Raw genomic sequence first — 15,357 nt, 5'->3', positions numbered from 1 at the left:
ATGTGAAAAAATTGATTGGATTATTGGTATTTTTAGTTATGGCATCTGTTTTATCGGCTGCTAATTTAGATGAATTAAGGTGGGTTCCCAAAAATAGGGCAGCCTTGTCAAAACTTATAGATGAAAATAAGAATAAAGGAAACTATGTTGTTTTTGACTGGGATTATACATCAATTTATCAAGATACTCAAGAAAATCTGTTTAGATACCAGATAGATAATTTAAGATTTAAAATGACGCCTGCTGCCTTCTCAAAGGCAATTAGAAAAGATATTCCATTAGATAATTTTGACAAGGAATATTCAAATGTGAAGGGGCAAGCTATTAATATTACAAAAATAGCAAATGATTTAGATAAAAGATATACTTTCCTTTATAATAATTATATAAAAGATAAAAAAATGTCTTTGGAAAAAATAAAAGCTACAGAAGAATTTAAAGACTTTAGAGGGAAATTGGCATTTCTTTATGAAGCAATAGGTGGAAGTTTTTCTCATGATATTGCTTATCCATGGGTTCTTTACCTGTTTGACAATATGACTGTAGAAGAAGTGCAAAAATTGGCAAAAGAAGCTAATGATTTTGGAATAGGAAATAAACTTGGAAAATATGTTCTTGAATCAAGTGATAAGCTGACAGGTGAAGCTGGAAAAGTTAGATATGAATATAAGAGTGGATTAAGAACTCAGCCTGAAACAGCTAATTTATTTCATGAATTTGAGAAAAATGGTATAAAAGTGTATATAGTTTCAGCGTCTCTTGAAGATATAGTAAAAGTTTTCGCAAATGATAAATCTTATGGGTATAATTTGAGTGCTGACAGTGTTTACGGAATGCGTCTTGAGATGAATGGAAATAAATATAGAGCTGAGTACAAACATGGTTATCCACAAACACAAACTAAAGGAAAAGTTGAAGTAATAAATAAATACATAAAATCAAAACATGGTGGAAAAGATCCTATTTTAGTTGCAGGTGACAGTATAGGAGATGCTAATATGCTTTCTGAATATAAAGGTACAAAAATTTTACTTCTTATGAAAAGAAAAGGAAAACTTGACGACTTAGCAAAAGATCCAAGAGCATTAATTCAAATAAGAAGCGAACAAACAGGATTATTCGTTCCTGAAAATTAATATAATAATTTGGAGGAAGAACAATGGATTTAAAAAATTTAGACAGAGAAACATTGGAAAAAATACTTAGAAAAGTAGTACAAGAAGAGTTAAACAGAAAAGTCGGCGGATTTGAAAAGCATATTGATAAAAGTGGAGTCGGGGTTGTGAAAATTCCTACTGTAAAACCTGAAAGATTTGATACAGGAAAGCCGAATGATAAGGTATTTTTGACGGATGTGTTTACAATAGAGGAAAGCGGAAGATTAAGCTGCGGAGTTATGGAAATGGAAGAATCTGCATTTGACTGGGAACTGAATTATGATGAAATAGACTATGTAATAGATGGAACGCTGGAAATTATAGTTGACGGAAATAAAGTTACAGGAAACAGGGGAGATGCCATTTTAATTCCTAAAGGTTCAAAAATCAAATTTAGCGCTCCTAACTTTGCGAGATTTTTATATGTGATTTATCCTGCAAACTGGGAAGAAACTATAAAAAGATAGAATTAAACAATAAATAAAAATAGAGGCTGTTAGTCAAAAAGTGGCAACAGCCTTTGTATTATTATTTATTTAAACGGGAAATAGTAAAAAGATAAGTTTATTGAACAGTTTCAATAAAATTTACAGCTTTTCCCAAAATACGTTTTATCCGTTCATTTTTTACTATGATTGGAGAATCAAGATTTTCAATAGTATCAGCTATTTCTCCATTTTCTATTATAGCTATTTTGTCGCATAGGTAATAGCAAGCTTCAAAATCATGAGAAATAAAAATGTATGTTAAATTCATAGTTTCTTTTAGTGACCCGAGCAGTTCAAGTATTTGTTCCTGAATGACAGGATCAAGCCCGCTGACAGATTCATCAAATATGATTATTTCAGGTTCCAGTATCAAGGCTCTTGCAATACATACTCTTTGTAGTTGTCCTCCACTTAGTTGAATGGCTTTTTGTGACATAAATTCAGAATCAAGTCCTACTTTTTCTAAAAAATTTTCTGCACATTTTTTCATTTCCTCGTATGAAATTTCTTTTTTATAGTGTATTTTTAGAGGTTCAGTCAAAACTTCCTCTACTGTATATTTTGGATTTACTGCACCAAAAGCATTTTGAAAAACTAGCTGAATTTTACGATGAATTAAGGATAATTGATTTTTATTGATATTTTTGTATGATATTTTGTTAAATATGATATTTCCTTCATCAAAGGGTTCCAGTCCTACAATCAATTTTGCTAGTGTACTTTTTCCCGAACCGCTTTCCCCCATAATACCAAGACATTCATTTTGTGAAACAGATAAATTTATTTTGGACAAAATGGCTTTCTTATCATAGTATTTGCTTACATTTTCAATTACTAATTTTTTCATATCAAATTCCTTCTTTTTTGTATCTTGTGTAGCGTTTTCTCAATATTAATGATTTTCCGTAGTCACTTTGAGGATTTTTTAACATATCAGAAGTATTACCTTTTTCAATCAAATTTCCATTTTTCATAATAATTATTTTTCCGTCAAGTTCTTTTGCGAGATTGTAATCGTGAGTAATTACTATAAGTGAAGTATTTTGGGATTGCAGATTTTTTAGTAATTCAGTAACTTTTTCGGTATTATAGTAATCAAGGGCAGAAGTAGGCTCATCGGCTATCAGCAGTTCAGGCTCCAGCTGAATCATCATGGAAAACATTATTCTTTGTAACATTCCGCCACTTAACTGGAATGGATATTTTTTCATTAATGCTTCTGGATTTGGAAGATTTAATTTTTTCATTTCCTCAATCATTTTGTCTATACATTCTTTTCTTGACAAGCCAAGCCTGCTTTGAAACAGCTCCACAGCGTGAGATTCCACATTCTGAAAAGGATTAAACACAGCCATAGGATTTTGGGAAATATATGAAATTTTTTTACCTCTGTATTCATTCCATTCTTTTTCTGATATTTTTAATAAATCTTTTCCATCAAAAAATATATTCCCGTTTATACTGGCATTATCAGGTTTTATTCCTATTAATAATCTGGAAAGCATTGTTTTTCCTGAACCGCTTTCACCAATGATAATGAGAGTTTCTCCTTTTGGTAATGTAAATGAAATGTCATTTAGTATCGTTTTGTTATCAATACTGACTTTTAGTGCATTTATATCTAATTTTTCCATAATTTTTTAATTCCTTTATTATCAAAAGTTTCACCTAACAGGTTAAATGTTAAAACTGTTATGAAGATAGCAAGTCCTGGATACAGCACCAGGCCTGGAATTCGTCTGAAGTAAGGTTTTGCGTCATTTAGCATCATTCCCCATTCGGATATGTTTGGCTGTACTCCTATTCCTAAAAAGGAAAATCCTGAAATCATTAAAATTATATTTCCAATATTCATTAGGGCTGCAATTAAGACAGGCTTAAAAACAAAAGGAAGAATATGTTTTCTTATTATGAAAAAGGGTGAAGCCCCGATTGCCTGTGCTGCCTGAACATACTCCTGCTGTTTGACGCTAGAAACTGTATTTCTTAAAATTCTTGCATAGTAAATCCATTCAACAGCGCTTACAGCAATTATAATATTTCCTATTCCTTGTCCTAAAATGCCGACAAATGCCATTGACAAAAGAAAACTCGGGAAAGCCATGAAGACATTTACAATCCATAAAAATATTTTATCCAGCTTCCCTCCAAACCAACCTGCCAAAATTCCCACAGGAAAGCTTATGCATAATGTAACACCTGTAATTAGGGCTGAAATCATAAGTGACAGTCTTGTTCCATAGATTAGTCTTGAAAGAACATCCCTTCCCATATGATCTGTTCCCAGCTTATGAATTTTGCTTGGAAGCTGAAGTTTTTGTGAAATATCAGTAAACTGTGGATCATAAGGAGCAAGTAAAGGTGCAAAAATAGCAATGAAAATCAATACAGTAAGTAATGATAGTGAAAAATAAAATAATTTTCTTTTTTTCATAATTACAATACACCTCCAGCTTTGGATTTTTCTTTTATTCTTAATCTTGGATCCATATATTTTACAAGTGTTTGAGTAAATTCATTTACAATAATAGACATTACTCCAAAAAATAAAAGCAGTATCTGAATTAGTGGAAAATCTCCAGTTTTTACAGCCGTTGTGAACAACTTTCCGATACCTGGCCAAGCAAAAATTTCTTCAATTAACACACTTCCTGTCAGTAAATACATAATATTTGAACTTAGAACTGTAATAATTGGAATAGATGTATTTCTTAGTAAGTGGTTGAGAATTATTCTTTTTTTGGAAACACCTCGAATAATCGCATTCTCAACGTGAGCTTTTTCCATTTCTTCAAGTATATTTTTTCTTATAAAAAAAGTTGTCTGTGCAATTAAAGGCAGTACAAGCGTTATGCAGGGCAGTATAAAATTTTTCCAATCGCCTCTTCCTGAAACAGGCAGGATTTTTAGTGAAACTGAAAAGCAGATAATCAGTATATAGCCTAGCCAGAAAGTAGGAAGAGATACTCCTGTGTAGGATAAAACTTGAATTATGTAGTCAAAAGCTGTATTTTTTTTAATTGCACTTAGGACTCCCAATAAAGGGGATAATATAATCAAAATTATAAATGAGAAAGTCCCAAGCTGAAAAGTTGGAACAATAGCTTCGGTTACAAGTTCTGTAACAGGGGCTTTTTTTGTATATGATGTTCCAAAATCACCTTTTAATATGTTTGCAAGCCAGTTAAAATACTGAATGTGCAAAGGTTTGTCCAGTCCCAGATTTTTTCTGGCTGCTGTTAATGTTTCTGTGGTTATGCTTACATGTGATGCCCTTAAATAATTTTGGGCAGGATCTCCTGGCGACAGTTTTACAAGAAAAAATGTAATAATTGATATTGCCAGAAAGATTGAAAATAATGATATTAATTTTTTTATCACAAAATCATCCCTTAAAATTGAATATATATTCAACCTCTTTAAAATCGCCGCCTAAAAATTATTCAAGTAAAGCAGTTACAATTTCTAAATTCAGTTTTAAAGAGGTCTTACTGTGTCAATATTTGTAATTTATTTTACTTTTACTGTTGTCCATACAGGGAGCCTGTTTTCTTCAGGCATAAATTTCACGCCTTCCAGTTCTCCTGTTCTGTAAACGCTTAGTAAAGCCTGATAACTGATTGGAATATATACGGCCTGCTCTTGTAAAGTAGTTAATACGTATTTATACATTTCATTTAATTTATTTTCATCAGGTTCAACTAGCAGTGCTTTAATCGTTTTGTCCAGTTCAGCTTTCATAGGTAAGCCTAGCTGTGCGGCATAAGCTGGATTTGTTCCATTAACTGAATCATCAGCCATTGCAGCCAGGTAAGCGTGCGGATCCCAAGGAGCACCCCATGAATAGTCAGACATTAAGTCATAATTTTTTGCAGTTGCATTTTCCCAGTATGCTTTTTCTTCCATTGCCTTTAAGTCAACTTGGATACCAATTTTTTTCCATTCTCCTTGAATGTATTCTCCTACGTTTTTATCTGTAACTTTAGAACTGATGTAAGGGAAAGATAAAATCATTTTTTTACCATCTTTTTCTCTCATACCGTCAGCACCTTTTTTCCATCCTGCTTCATCAAGCAATGCCTGCGCTTTTGCCAAGTCAAAATTATATTTTGTAAGCTCTATATTTGTGTGAGGCACATTTGGTGCAAAAATCGTATCAGCAGGCTTTTCAATACCGCCAAATATATTTTTTGCTATGCTTTGCTTATCTACGGCGTGACTTAATGCCTGTCTTACCTTAAGATCTTTTAAAATAGGGCTTGTAGTATTTAAAAGTATCATTCTTGTAGACATTGGTTCAGAAGTGGCTGTAGTGTATTTCTTATCTTGTCTGTATGCTTCAAATCTATCTAGGCTGATTAATCCGTTCCCATAAATTAGATCAATATCACCTGATTCAAATTGAAGTGCAAGTGTTTCACTGTCAGGAATAGCTTTTATTACAACTTCTGAGGCGGCAGGTTTTTCTCCCCAGTAATATTCATTTCTTACAAAAACTGCATATTCATTGTTTTTATGTTCTTTTAATACCCAGGCACCTGTTCCTATAGGTTTTTTAATCCCTTTGGAAGTATCTCCGTTTTCAGGAAATCCAGCATCTCCCAGAAAACGTATAGGACGTATCATTGCCAAGTCATACAGCGTTGCAGTGTAAGGTGTGTCTAGAACTATTTCAAATGTGTAGTCATCAATTGCCCTATATGATTTTAAGTGGTTGGTAAATGCAAACCATGAGTGATTTGACTTGTTTTGCTTAGAAAAGACAGTGTCAAAGTTTTTTACAACATTTTTTGCATTAAAATCTGAACCGTCTGAAAATTTTACATTTTTTCTTAATTTGAAAGTATAAGTTTTACCATCTTTGGAAATATTCCAAGATTCTGCCAGCATCGGTTTAATTTCCCCGTTTTCTCCATAATATACAAGACCATCGTAAACCATATCCTGTGTGATAAACTGGCTTGGCAAGTATTCGTGCGGATTTAAATTTCCAACAGGATCCTGATTAAATGCCAATGTAATTTTTCCGGATTTTTCCGTTTTTCCTTTTGCTGCATCTTTCTGTTTTGGCTGGCAAGCAAAAATAATTCCCATTATCAACATAATGATAATCGTTTTGAATGAATTTTTCATCTTTTCTCTCCTTCTATTTTATATTTTTATTATTTTTATATTACATCCAAAAAATAAAAAAACCGTTTTTTGAGACAAACGGTTAAAAAATACTGATATATTAAAAAATAAAATAATTTCAGGAATTTAAATTTCATCTAACCATCTGCCGTAGTCAATTAATGAATAATTATTATGGATAGTTATCCGACTTGAAAACTGTAAAATACAGTTTTTTCACGGTTGCGGGACAGTGTAAGAATCGCACTTACTTCCCTATCTTTCGATTTTTTCAAATCATTCATAATAATATTTAAGTTTATGTTCAATGTGTTTTCAAACTTTTTAATATCCAACTATAAAAAAAAAATTTAAAATTTGTATAAAATAGTTATAATTTTGAAGTTCGGTTTTAAAGTGGTTTTACTATAAAAACAATAATCTTGTAATTTATACAAATTTTAACACATTATATGTATTTTTTCAACACATTTATTCTGAAAAAATAGAGTAAAAATTATTTGCTTTTAAATAAAGCTAAAATATGAGATAATATAGAAAAATATAAAATGAGGTTATTTTATGGAGAAATTTTTTAAATTTTTAAATTCAGACAGGTATCAATATACAGAAAGTGAGATTTATCTAAAAAATAATATGCAAAATGAAATTGCAGCTTTTGACATATTTTTGCGTACAAAAAAGGAAAATGACTATGCTGTGGTGTATGGAATATCAGATGTCCTTGAACTTATCGAGATACTTAATGAAACTTCTTATGAAAATAAGAAGAAATATTTGTCAAAAATATTTGATAATGCTGATTTTATCGAATATATTGCCAATATGAAGTTTACAGGTACAATAAAAGGCGTAAGAGATGGAGAGATTGTATTTTCAAATGAGCCGATATTAACAGTTACTGCTCCGCTTATACAAGGTAAAATTCTTGAAACTCCTATTTTGAATATTCTTCATTATCAGACGCTTGCGGCAACAGTCACTTCCAAAATTGTGCTGGCGGCTGAGGGTAGGGGAGTGCTTTCGTTTGGGACAAGAAGGACGGCAGGATTTGAAGCGGCGATGACAATGACAAAGGTCAGCTATGTGGCAGGCTGTATATCCCACTCAAATCTTGCGGCAGAATATTTTTATGATTTGAAAAGCACAGGAACGATGACGCATGGCTTTATCCAGACTTTTGGAATGGGAGAAAATGCTGAATATAAGGCCTTTGATGCTTTTATAAAGATGTACAGAAACAAAAATCAGGCACTTATAATGCTAATTGACACTTATAACACCCTTGAGAGCGGAATAATCAGTGCTGTGAGGGCATTTAAGGACAATGGCATAAATGATGAATATGAAGGAATGTATGGGATAAGGATAGATTCAGGGAATTTGGAGAAACTGTCGAAGGAATGTAGAAGAATCCTTGATAAAAATGGGCTTTACAAAGCAAAGATTGTATTAACGAGTGGACTTGATGAAAAAAAAATAAGAACATTGATAAAAAATAATGCAAAAGTAGATATATTTGGAGTGGGAGATGCCATAGCATTACCTGAAAGAGCAATAAGCACAGTTTACAAAATGGCTAAAATCAATGAAAATAACGTAATGAAAATTTCCGATGAAAGCGGGAAAACATCATTACCGGGAAATAAGGATTTATATAGAGTTTACGAAAATAATGATTTTTACGATATTATAGCACTAGAAGACGAAAAGCTGGAAGATACAGGAAATGTTAAAAAATTAACAATAGATTATATTTCAGAGGGTAAAAAAATTGTAGAAAATTATGAATTGCTGGACTTGAAAAAGGCAAAGGAGTATTATGACAGTAATTTGTCCTTTGTGAAAAAAGTATATGGTGAGAAGTTAAAAGTGGAGAGAGTGAAATTGTCAGAAAAATTGGAAAATTTAAAAAATGAGCTTTTGAAAGTAGAGAAAGATGCATAAAAAAATTAATTAAAAATTATAGAAAGGTATTTTTAATGACAAAGGGGGAAAAATCCCCCCTTATAATACTCCATAATTCAAAATTTCATATCATAAAAATTTTCCAGAATCAGTAAAATTTCTTCCCCATAATCCCTAACTTTCCGTTTTCCCATTCCCTTTAACTGGGAAAGTTCTTCAATGTTTTTAGGATTAGTTTTTGCAATATTCGCCAAAAGCTGATTTGAAGCAATGATATATGGTGGATAGCCCAAAAGCTGTGCTTCTCCTGCCCGCCATTCCTTTAATATCTTATACAGCTCCATTTCATCTTCCGTCAAATATTCTATGTAATTTTTATTAGCCTCTTTAAATTCTTTCACATCTTGTGTAAAATTATCTTTTCCAGAATTTTTATTAACCTTCTCAATTTTTTCACACTCAACAAAAACCGTCCAGTAATATTTCCCCTCAATTTTTACCAGTTCAGCCTGATACTTCACAATTTGAACATCCCTCAGCACCCTTTCCAGTTTTTCCTGCTCAAATTCCTCCATTTTCTCATCAAATGGCAATGTTACTATTTTTAACACCTCAATTTCCCCCTCTTTTTTAAAATTTGTAACTTTTATTCATTCAAATATTTTACAAATTCCTTTTTATTCATCCCAATTTCTTTAGTATTTTTATTCACTTCAGCCTTCAAGTAATTATCAATTTCATCTCTCGTAAATTCGGCTATAATTTTATTATTTGAAACATCTTCATATTTCACAAATGATAAATTTTCAATTAAAGCAAATAGCACAGCTGAATTTTTAAGAAACTCATTTTTTTCAGGAATTTTTCTAGAATTTATATTTAATTTCACAAGTATTCCATAAGGCTCCTTTTCCGACAAAATTTGTACAGAATTATAGCTTGTTTCCTTGGGATATTTTAAATTTGATAAAATATTTATTACTTTAGAATTGTCGCCTACATATTTTGTTTTGTATTCATAAATATTTTTATTAGAATTTTGTGATTTACCACATGCTGTAAAAATAACACAGACAATTAATGAAATTATTATTTTTAATTTTTTGTTTTTCATAGCAATCACCTCATAAATTCATAATAATTTTTATTGTCTTAAAACTGCACCATAGTCCTTCTCAACCTTAGCCACAATTTTATTGGAAATATCAATAATTTCCTTTTCTTCCAGCGTTTTATTCTTATCTCTTAACACCACGCTGATTGCCACACTCTTCATTCCTGGAACCACTCCTGCACCTTGATAAATGTCAAACAGTTCCACTTTTTCAATTTTCTTGTCAATTTTCTGAATTGTTTTTAATACATCTCCAACTAGGATTTCTTCCTTCATAACGAATGCAAAATCTCTTGGCACTGCCGGATATTTTACAATTCCTTGATAATTTACCTTTTTACCAATATATTTCTGAAGCAAGTCAATGTTAAATTCTCCAACTAGAACAGATGTTTTCCCTAAGTCAAAGTTTTCCAACACATCTGGATGAATTTCTCCAAAGCTTCCAATTAATTCACGTCCCACAAACACATCAACTGAACGTCCAGGGTGGAACTGGCTTTGTTCAGAACGTTTTATCATATAGTTATTGAATTTAAGCTGTGTAAAGATTTCTTCTACAATTCCTTTCAAATCGTAAAAATCGTAAGGAACAGGTTTTGGATTCCACAATGTCTTGTCGTTTTCTCCAGCCAGAATTATTCCCAATTTCACTTCTTCTTTTGCCAATTCTTCGGCTTTTTCAAAAGTTCTGCTCACTTCAAAGAATCTGATATTTGAAACATTTCTATTGATATTGTCCTTTGCATTTTTGATAAGGCTGTAAAGCAATGTCGGACGCAATGTTACAAAATCCTCTGTAATTGGTTTTAGCACGTCAATCAATTTTTCTTGTACAACTGTATATTTTATTTTTTCCATCGCATCTTTTGGAACAAAGCTGTAGTTGATAACTTCCTTAAGTCCTGCATTTGCTGCAATAAGTTTTACCTGCGTAGAAAGTTTTGTTGTGTCAATAACTGGCTGTTCACTAATATCCAGTTTTGGTAAAATGTTTTCGATGTTGTCAAAACCATACATTCTGATAATTTCTTCAAAGTAATCCTGCTCATTTTCCAAATCATCTCGGTAACTTGGTGCAGTCAATGTCAAAGTTTCTCCATTATCTACAACTTCGATTTCAAGTCTAGTCAAAATTCCAATAACAGTTTCACGAGGAATTACTTTCCCAACAAAACGGTTCAGTCTTTCAAAATTAAGTTCAGCAGATTTTTTCTCATAAGGGACAGGATAATTGTCAACAGCTCCAGCCAATATTTCTCCACCTGCTACTTCCTGAATCAAATTTGCAAGTCTATTTATCACATTAACCGCATTTTCCTCATCCACTCTTCTTTCAAATCTGTATGAAGAATCACTTGATAAAGTCAATCTTCTTGAAGTTTTTCTCACATTTTGCGAGTTAAAGTTTGCCACTTCCAGAAGGATATTTTTTGTATTTTCAGTAATTTGTGAATTTTCTCCGCCCATTACACCACCAAGTGCCACAGCTTTTACTCCATCCGAAATTACAATATCATCACTATTTAACTCTCTTTCCTGTTCATCAAGCGTAACCAGTTTTTCATTTTCAAGCCCCGCTCTCACAACAATCTTTCCACCTTCAATTTTATCCAGATCAAAAGCGTGATTAGGCTGATTAAGTTCCATCATAACAAAATTTGAAGCATCTACAATATTGTTAATACTTCTGATTCCGATAGATTCCACTCTTTCCTTAAGCCATTTTGGACTTTCCTTAACCGTTACATTTTTAATAATTCTAGCCACATATCTTTTTGCCAAATTGCTGTCTGCAATTTCAACTGAAATATTGTCAGCTGTTTTTTCGCTACTTTCAGTATTTATCACAAAATTAGGATATTTAACTTCCTTCCCGTAATAAGCCCCCAGTTCTCTTGCAATTCCAATATGCGACAGACAATCAGGACGATTTGGCGTAATTTCCAGTTCGAACACAGTATCATTAATTCCCAAATATTCCTTCATTGGTATTCCGGCAGGTGTATCTTGAGGTAAAATCATAATCCCATCAGAATCCTTGCCAATATTCAGTTCTTCTTCTGAACAAATCATTCCATTTGATTCCACACCTCTTATCTTCCCTTTTTTAATAACAAAGTCTTCAGCCAGTTTTGCTCCAACCTGTGCTAAAACAACCTTATCCCCAGCCTTATGATTAGATGCACCACATACAACCTGCAAAATTTCCTTCCCATTATCCACTTTACAAATCGTCAAATGATCCGAATCAGGATGCATCTCCTTTTCAACAATATGTGCCGTTACAACATTTTCCAAGTTTTCCCCCAGCACCTCGATTTTTTCCACTTCCTGCCCAATCATAGTAAGGGCATTCTCCATTTCATTTATTTCTATTCCATCTAAATCTATATACTGCTTTAACCAGTTCAACGAAATCAGCATTCTTTTTTCTCCTTATTTTTCTTTTTTTATTTCAAATATATTATACAATCTATCTTATTAATAAATGGTAATCCAAGTTTTTTGATTAGTAATTATTTTTTCTTTTTTTTATTTATCATAAGTTTTTCTAAGCAGGGAGATCAAACGCCATCTCCCTGCACCCACGCTTTACGCAAAACTTTCTTATAAAAGAAAAAGAAAACTCGATTTTTAATAAAGATTATTTCATTTCTTTAAGTAATTACAATTTAAATTACACTCAAAAATCTCAAACAGTTCTTTTTCTTTTAACGAAATTTTGCTTGATTTTTGTTTTAATCAAACAATCATTGTAATTGAATTAAAATGTCGTGATTTTTTTGGAATAAAATTGATTGTCTGAGCTTTTTCAAGATTTTTAAATTGCTAAAATTTAGAGAGTTTATAATAACTTTTATTAAAAAGCGAGTTTCAATTTTATTTCCAAAAAATGCTTAGACAAGCTGGGATTAGTGCGTAGCACTTTCGCCAAAATCTTCAGATGTTATAATTTGAAGAAATTGAAATAACTAATATTGCGAAATAAAAGGGGATAGCGACTGTTCCCCTTTGCTTTATAAAAAAGAAAAACATATAAATTATAGAAAAAATATTTATTAATAGTTATTTATTTATAAAATTTAAAAATATTTTTTGTTATTTTTATAAATAATTCAGGTTTTTCTATATACTTCATATTTTTTGAAAAAATTACTTCTCCATTTTCACTTTCAATTTGTATATCTTCATTTTTCTCTTTTTCTAAAACCGAAATTTTTACAATCTCTTTCCAAAAATAATTTTCCAAAATCTTGCCTTTTTGATTTTCCACTCTAATTCCATTTTTATCTAAAAAAATATATTCAGAAATTTTGACTTTTTCCAAATTTTTATCCATATTCAAGCTAAAAATCTTATCTTTCGCAGAATCAATTTCTTCAATAATTCCAAACTTAAATTCAAAATCATCTTGATTATTAACTTTTTTATCAAATTCATTTTTCAAAACAAATTCAACATAATTTTTTACAAATAATTTTGAAGCCAATTTGTTTAATTTTAAATTTATTGTAATTTTTTCTAATTTTTCTTGATTTTCTATTTCAATAACGATAAATTCAACATCATCAGAACCATTTTTCAAATTCAAGTAAAAATAATTTTTTACATCTTTAAAAAATATTTTTTTCTTTTTCAAGACATCTTCAAAGCCATTTTCATAAAAAATATATTTTCCAACTGAATTTTCTTCCATTTTTAGCCATAAAAACTGAATTGGTGCAAGTGATATAATGAATATTCCAATCCAGAATAAAAACTCAAAATAACTTTTTCCCCAGTTCACAAGTGACGAAATTATAAGGAAAAATCCCAAAATAATACAAATTGCCATAATAAATGTAGTTTTTATAATTAGAACTTGTGAAATTCCAGCTTTTCCAACTGTTTTTCCTAATATTTTTTCTTTCATTTTCAAAAATTATCTCACTTTATCTTTTCTAAATTTTTCCATTCTTACAATTCCTTCATCATCTGCTTTGTTTACTCCATTTTTGTAGCTATATCCCATTTTCTTATAAAACGGGACAGCTGTAATGGATGCAGGTACCTCGATTCTTTTGGCTCTTAAAAAATATTCATCTTTTTCCAATGTTTCAATAATTTTTCGTCCTATTCCCTTTCCCTGATATTCAGCCGAGATAAAAATAGTAAATAAAGAACTTTCATCAATTTTATCCCAATATGGTGCAATTGCTCCACATCCAATAATATTGCTCTTTTCTTCGACAACGTAAAAATGTGTCCACGAGGCTCTTTTAAGAATATTTTCAGGCTGGAAATTATTTACATAATTTTCTATTGAATCAGCAGAATAATCTTTTATATTTGTTTTCCGCAGTGTATCAATAATCAATTCAGATACTTTTTTAGCGTCTTTTTCTTCAAATCTGCGTATTTTCATATTTTTCTCCTGAATTACACTAATTAGATCCTAAAATTGATTCAAAAATCTCTCATCATTTTCAAAAAACGCTCTCAAATCATCAATTCCGTATTTAAGCATTGTAATTCTTTCAAGCCCTAGTCCGAATGCAAAACCTTGATATTTTTTCGGATCAATTCCAACACCTTCCAGTACTTTCGGATTTACCATTCCGCTTCCTAAAATTTCAAGCCATCCAGTCCCTTTACAAACTCTGCATCCTTCTCCTTTACAAACTCCACATTCTACGTCCATTTCAGCTGATGGTTCTGTAAATGGGAAAAAGTGCGGACGGAATCTTACTTTTCTGTCTTCCCCAAATATTTTTTTTACAATATTTTCCAAAATCGCCTTAAAATTAGCAAAAGAAACATCTTCTCCAACCATAAGCCCCTCCATCTGATGGAACATTGGCGTATGTGACACATCGTAGTCTGGACGGTAAACTTTCCCAATCGAAATCATTCTAAATGGAGGTTTTCTGTCTTCCATATATCTAATTTGCATACCAGAAGTCTGTGTTCTTAATACAACGTTTTCTTCTTCGATGTAAAATGTATCTGAAATTTCACGTGAAGGATGTGTTTTTGGAATGTTTAATGCGTCAAAATTGTATTTAACATATTCCACTTCTGGTCCATCCACAATGTCAAATCCCATTGTAGAAACGATGTCCTTTATTTCCATAACTGTCTTTGTAAGCGGATGAAGCGAACCCACGTTAGCCTTTCTCCCTGGCAAAGTCACGTCTATAGTTTCATTTTTCAGTCTTTGTTGTTTTGCAATTTCCTTCAAGTCAGTATTTACTTCATCAAATCTATTTTGCAGTACATTTTTTATTTCATTCGTAACTTTCCCAAATTCAGCCCTCTTTTCAGCCGCAATATCAGCCATTCCCTTCATAATAGCTGTAAATTCCCCTTTTTTCCCCAATATCTTAACTCTTAGGTCATTCAGCTCCTCAAGATTTTCCACCTCTTTAAGTTTTGCTAACACTTCTTCTTTCAAGTGTGCCAATTTGTCTAACATTTTTCCTCCTGTTTGCTTCACTTTTCTATATTTTATACTATAAAATTTATGTTTTTATTATATCACACTTTAAATATATTAAAAAGTTTAAATTTTCCA

The 15,357-nt window shown here is 31.4% G+C and carries 14 protein-coding genes and 1 riboswitch; of the genes, 3 read left to right on the top strand and 11 right to left on the bottom strand.

Going from position 1 to position 15,357, the window contains the following annotated elements; translation table 11 throughout:
• Positions 1 to 38 precede the first annotated feature (38 nt).
• Entirely contained in the window at positions 39 to 1,136 is a 1,098-nt protein-coding gene (locus tag HW275_RS06305) for an HAD family hydrolase (RefSeq protein WP_026745893.1), read from the top strand.
• 23 nt (positions 1,137 to 1,159) lie between these two features.
• Positions 1,160 to 1,624, top strand: a complete 465-nt coding sequence (locus tag HW275_RS06300) for a cupin domain-containing protein (protein WP_178935726.1) — start codon at positions 1,160 to 1,162, stop codon at positions 1,622 to 1,624.
• Between the two features lie 97 nt (positions 1,625 to 1,721).
• Here the strand turns inward: HW275_RS06300 and HW275_RS06295 are convergent, their stop codons facing one another.
• From HW275_RS06295 to nikA, 5 genes are all read right to left on the bottom strand, one after another.
• Positions 1,722 to 2,492 carry an ABC transporter ATP-binding protein gene (locus HW275_RS06295; protein WP_178935725.1) on the bottom strand — a complete coding sequence of 257 codons (771 nt, stop codon included), beginning with the start codon at positions 2,490 to 2,492 and terminating at the stop codon, positions 1,722 to 1,724.
• A 1-nt stretch (position 2,493) separates the two neighbouring features.
• Complete coding sequence (locus HW275_RS06290) at positions 2,494 to 3,279, bottom strand: ABC transporter ATP-binding protein (protein ID WP_178935724.1); 786 nt, start codon at positions 3,277 to 3,279, stop codon at positions 2,494 to 2,496.
• Complete coding sequence (locus HW275_RS06285) at positions 3,267 to 4,079, bottom strand: ABC transporter permease (protein ID WP_178935723.1); 813 nt, start codon at positions 4,077 to 4,079, stop codon at positions 3,267 to 3,269. The genes HW275_RS06290 and HW275_RS06285 overlap by 13 nt, the downstream gene beginning before the upstream one ends.
• A gap of 2 nt (positions 4,080 to 4,081) precedes the next feature.
• Positions 4,082 to 5,026, bottom strand: a complete 945-nt coding sequence (locus HW275_RS06280; protein WP_370464334.1) for an ABC transporter permease — start codon at positions 5,024 to 5,026, stop codon at positions 4,082 to 4,084.
• 129 nt (positions 5,027 to 5,155) lie between these two features.
• Positions 5,156 to 6,778 (bottom strand): nickel ABC transporter substrate-binding protein, encoded by a 1,623-nt coding sequence (nikA, locus tag HW275_RS06275; protein WP_178935722.1) that lies wholly within the window; start codon positions 6,776 to 6,778, stop codon positions 5,156 to 5,158.
• Positions 6,779 to 6,936: 158 nt separating this feature from the next.
• Positions 6,937 to 7,078: riboswitch (cobalamin riboswitch) on the bottom strand.
• A 261-nt stretch (positions 7,079 to 7,339) separates the two neighbouring features.
• Here nikA and pncB point away from each other — a divergent pair.
• A complete protein-coding gene (gene pncB, locus HW275_RS06270) occupies positions 7,340 to 8,725 on the top strand; it encodes a nicotinate phosphoribosyltransferase (RefSeq protein WP_178935721.1) in 1,386 nt (461 codons plus the stop codon).
• Between the two features lie 77 nt (positions 8,726 to 8,802).
• Here pncB and HW275_RS06265 read toward each other — a convergent pair whose 3' ends face one another.
• The 6 genes from HW275_RS06265 to pheS form a co-directional block, all read right to left on the bottom strand.
• Positions 8,803 to 9,297: an HRDC domain-containing protein gene (locus tag HW275_RS06265; RefSeq protein ID WP_178935720.1), complete on the bottom strand. Its 495-nt coding sequence runs from the start codon at positions 9,295 to 9,297 to the stop codon at positions 8,803 to 8,805.
• Between the two features lie 35 nt (positions 9,298 to 9,332).
• Positions 9,333 to 9,800, bottom strand: coding sequence for a DUF4825 domain-containing protein (locus tag HW275_RS06260; protein WP_178935719.1), 468 nt, complete (start codon positions 9,798 to 9,800; stop codon positions 9,333 to 9,335).
• A gap of 30 nt (positions 9,801 to 9,830) precedes the next feature.
• The gene (pheT, locus tag HW275_RS06255; protein ID WP_178935718.1) at positions 9,831 to 12,227 is read right to left on the bottom strand and encodes a phenylalanine--tRNA ligase subunit beta; all 2,397 of its coding nucleotides are present in this window, start codon (positions 12,225 to 12,227) and stop codon (positions 9,831 to 9,833) included.
• Positions 12,228 to 12,873: 646 nt separating this feature from the next.
• A complete protein-coding gene (locus HW275_RS06250) occupies positions 12,874 to 13,716 on the bottom strand; it encodes a hypothetical protein (RefSeq protein WP_178935717.1) in 843 nt (280 codons plus the stop codon).
• A 9-nt stretch (positions 13,717 to 13,725) separates the two neighbouring features.
• Complete coding sequence (locus HW275_RS06245; RefSeq protein WP_178935716.1) at positions 13,726 to 14,208, bottom strand: GNAT family N-acetyltransferase; 483 nt, start codon at positions 14,206 to 14,208, stop codon at positions 13,726 to 13,728.
• 30 nt (positions 14,209 to 14,238) lie between these two features.
• Positions 14,239 to 15,258, bottom strand: a complete 1,020-nt coding sequence (gene pheS, locus HW275_RS06240) for a phenylalanine--tRNA ligase subunit alpha (protein WP_178935715.1) — start codon at positions 15,256 to 15,258, stop codon at positions 14,239 to 14,241.
• Positions 15,259 to 15,357: the final 99 nt, after the last annotated feature.

The sequence above is a fragment of the Leptotrichia sp. oral taxon 223 genome, from assembly GCF_013394795.1.
Lineage (GTDB): Bacteria > Fusobacteriota > Fusobacteriia > Fusobacteriales > Leptotrichiaceae > Leptotrichia.
Note: the sequence above shows the minus strand (reverse complement) of the source record. Positions and strands in the feature narration are given on the sequence as shown.